Raw genomic sequence first — 2,500 nt, 5'->3', positions numbered from 1 at the left:
GGGAGTGAAACAGAACCTGAAACCGTATGCCTACAAGCAGTGGGAGCACAAAGTGACCACGTACTTTTTGTAGAACGGGCCGGCGAGTTATGGTATCTGGCGAGGTTAAGTGCTTAAGGCACGAAGCCGAAGCGAAAGCGAGTCTTAAGTAGGGCGTCAAGTCAGATAACATAGACCCGAAACCGGGCGACCTACCCATGGCCAGAGTGAAGCGAGGGTAAAGCCTCGTGGAGGCTCGAACCACGTTGTCGTTGAAAAGGCATGGGATGAGCTGTGGGTAGCGGAGAAATTCCAATCGAGCTCGGAGATAGCTGGTTCTCCTCGAAATAGCTTTAGGGCTAGCCTCAACCGGTAAGATATGGGGGTAGAGCACTGAATGGGCTAGGGGCCGATAAGGTTACCGAACCCTATCAAACTCCGAATACCATATCTGTAAAGTTGGGAGTCAGACTGCGAGTGCCAAGATCCGCAGTCAAAAGGGAAACAGCCCAGACCGACTGCTAAGGTCCCCAAGTAACGCTTAAGTGGTAAAGGATGTAGGATTACGAAGACAACCAGGATGTTGGCTTAGAAGCAGCCACACATTCAAAGAGTGCGTAATAGCTCACTGGTCGAGTGATCCTGCGCCGAAAATTAGCGGGGCTAAAGCGTACACCGAAGCATCGGATAGCACACCTAAAGAGTGCTATGGTAGAGGAGCGTTCCTTACGGGCAGAAGGCAAGCTGAGAAGCGAGCTGGACTGTAAGGAAGAGAGAATGCCGGCATAAGTAACGCGAGTAGAGTGAGAAACTCTACCGTCGAAAGTCTAAGGTTTCCTGGGTAAAGGTCATCTACCCAGGGTAAGTCGGGACCTAAGCCGAGGCCGGAAGGCGTAGGCGATGGACAACCGGTAAAGATTCCGGTACCACCGAAGACCGACAAAAAGGAAGCGGGGACGCATAAAGAAGTTAACTACGGGCGGTTGGTAGAGCCCGTCCAAGCAGCGAGTCATCCCTGTGAGTAAAGCACCACAGGGCAAGGCGAGCTGTGATGGGGAGCGCAAGCGAAGAGTTAACTTAACGTGCCAAGAAAAGCCGCTACTAGGTTGAGGTGCCCGTACCGCAAACCGACACAGGCAGACGAGGAGAGAATCCAAAGACGGACGGGAGAACTCCTGTTAAGGAACTCGGCAAAATGACCCCGTAACTTAGGGAGAAGGGGTGCCACGAGAGTGGCCGCAGAGAAATGGCCCAAGCGACTGTTTACCAAAAACACAGGTCTCTGCCAAGTCGAAAGACGAAGTATAGGGGCTGACGCCTGCCCGGTGCTGGAAGGTTAAGGGGAGGGGTAAACGCTCTGAACCGAAGCCCCAGTAAACGGCGGCCGTAACTATAACGGTCCTAAGGTAGCGAAATTCCTTGTCGGGTAAGTTCCGACCCGCACGAAAGGCGTAACGACTTGGGCGCTGTCTTAACAGGATACCCGGTGAAATTGTAGTACTCGTGAAGATGCGAGTTACCTGCGACTGGACGGAAAGACCCCATGGAGCTTTACTGCAGCCTGGCACTGGATTTTGATGCAGTCTGTACAGGATAGGTGGGAGGCTGGGAGATAAGGGCGCCAGCTCTTATGGAGCCGGTAGTGGGATACCACCCTGATTGCATTGAAATTCTAACCTTAGAGTAGTGAACCTACGAAGGGACACTGTCAGGTGGGCAGTTTGACTGGGGCGGTCGCCTCCCAAAGAGTAACGGAGGCGTCCAAAGGTTACCTCAGAGCGGATGGAAATCGCTCAAAGAGAACAAAGGCATAAGGTAGCCTAACTGTGAGAGAGACATCTCGAACAGGGACGAAAGTCGGGCTTAGTGATCCGGCGGAATGTAAGTGGGCATGCCGTCGCTCAACGGATAAAAGCTACCCTGGGGATAACAGGCTGATCTTCCCCAAGAGTCCACATCGACGGGAAGGTTTGGCACCTCGATGTCGGCTCATCGCATCCTGGGGCTGAAGTAGGTCCCAAGGGTTGGGCTGTTCGCCCATTAAAGCGGTACGCGAGCTGGGTTCAGAACGTCGTGAGACAGTTCGGTCCCTATCCATCGCAGGCGCAGGAAATTTGAGAGGAGCTGTCCTTAGTACGAGAGGACCGGGACAGACCGACCGATGGTGTACCAGTTGTCCTGCCAAGGGCACCGCTGGGTAGCCAAGTCGGGAGGGATAAACGCTGAAAGCATCTAAGCGTGAAGCCCACCTCAAGATAAGATTTCCCACCGAAAGGATAAGACACCTTGGAGAACACGAGGTTGATAGGCCGGAGGTGTAAGTGCAGAAATGCATTCAGCTGACCGGTACTAATATGTCGAGAGCTTGACCTGAAGAATCCGGATATTATATATTTGCCATAAAAGCAGAGGATGAATAACAAGAGGCAAAGTAAAAACAACCGTCCGAAATTTGGTCTGGTGGCCATAGCGGAGGGGAAACACCTGTTCCCATTCCGAACACAGTCCTTCGGGGTCCCCC

The 2,500-nt window shown here is 53.0% G+C and carries 1 rRNA gene (cut by a window edge); it reads left to right on the top strand.

Going from position 1 to position 2,500, the window contains the following annotated elements:
- Positions 1-2,352, top strand: a 23S ribosomal RNA gene (locus FWJ32_RS13125) (it extends 510 nt beyond the left edge of the window).
- Positions 2,353-2,500 lie beyond the last annotated feature (148 nt).

This window comes from Calorimonas adulescens, from assembly GCF_008274215.1.
In the GTDB taxonomy this organism is placed as follows: domain Bacteria; phylum Bacillota; class Thermoanaerobacteria; order Thermoanaerobacterales; family UBA4877; genus Calorimonas; species Calorimonas adulescens.
This window is presented reverse-complemented; position numbering and strand designations above follow the sequence as displayed.